2 protein-coding genes are annotated in these 1,153 nt (G+C 69.8%); both read left to right on the top strand.

The window, feature by feature from the left end:
- Positions 1-334 precede the first annotated feature (334 nt).
- Positions 335-853, top strand: coding sequence for a DUF2924 domain-containing protein (locus tag ET526_RS20375; protein WP_240048509.1), 519 nt, complete (start codon positions 335-337; stop codon positions 851-853).
- Positions 850-1,153: recombinase family protein (locus ET526_RS22235; protein WP_240048508.1), on the top strand; the 304-nt coding region annotated here is incomplete at its 3' end. The genes ET526_RS20375 and ET526_RS22235, both read left to right, overlap by 4 nt.

Raw genomic sequence — 1,153 nt, 5'->3', positions numbered from 1 at the left:
TGTGGATCAGGTTTGTCCACGCGGCTTAGACAAGCGCCCCGCTCCTAGACAAGCGCCCCGCCCGGAGTCGAATCCTATTTTGCGGCGGCGATACGGTTCGGCGAGACGGTGAGTAAGGGCGTGGTATGGCAGCGCCTATCCCGCCAAACCCCCACCTCCCACCCCACCTCCGCGAGGTCTGCGACCTCCTCGCCCGCGGCCTGCTGCGGCTCCGCAGCCGCGCTGCCGAGGATCTCGCGCGCGATGCCGAAGAGGCCCGGGGGTTGGGAGACGTTCGCCTACACTCCACCGCCCGGCAGCGCCGTCATGCGACCCCCAGGAGAGAGGGAGTTGCATGACCCGAGCATCCATGACCCACCGCCGGGCGCAGGAGGCGGACCAGCCGGCGCCCACCATCCCGAAGATCCCGCCCGCGCAGGTCCTGCCGCGCCTGGCCGCGCTGCAGACCGCGACGGCCACGGAGCTGAAGGAGCAGTGGCGGGTCCTCTTCGGCAAGGAGCCGCCGCCTTTCAACCGGCCCTACCTCGTCAGCCGGCTGGCTTACCGCATCCAGGAGTTGGCCTACGGTGGCCTGAAGCCGGAGACGCGGGCACGGCTCGAGGCGCTGGGCGAGCAGCTCGACGGTGGCAATGTGGAGCTGCGTCGGATCCGCGCCGACAGCCGGTCGCTGCCGGGCACGCGGCTCATCCGCGAGTACGACGGCGTGCAGCACGTGGTCACGGTGCGCGCTGACGACTTCGAGTACGAGGGCCGGCCCTATCGGTCGCTTTCCGCCATCGCTCGGCACATCACCGGCACGCGCTGGAACGGCTGGGTGTTCTTCGGGCTCCGCCAACCGGGAGCCGGCGCATGAGGGGCCGGAAGCCTGCGGCGGAGGTGATGCCCGCCTCGGTGAAGAAGCTCCGCTGCGCGGTCTACACCCGCAAGAGCACGGACGAGGGGCTGGACAAGGAGTTCAACACCCTCGATGCCCAGCGCGAGGCCTGCGAGGCCTATGTCGCCAGCCAGCGCGCCGAGGGCTGGGTGTTGGTGCGTGACCGCTACGACGACGGCGGCTTCTCCGGCGGCACACTGGAGCGGCCGGCGCTCAAGCGGCTGCTGGCCGATATCGAGGCCGGACTGATCGACGTCATCGTCGTCTACAAGATCGATC

Source organism: Crenalkalicoccus roseus, from assembly GCF_004761865.1.
Taxonomy (GTDB): Bacteria; Pseudomonadota; Alphaproteobacteria; order Acetobacterales; family Acetobacteraceae; genus Crenalkalicoccus; species Crenalkalicoccus roseus.
The sequence above is the reverse complement of the archived record's forward strand: the minus strand, read 5'-3'. Positions and strand labels throughout refer to the sequence as shown.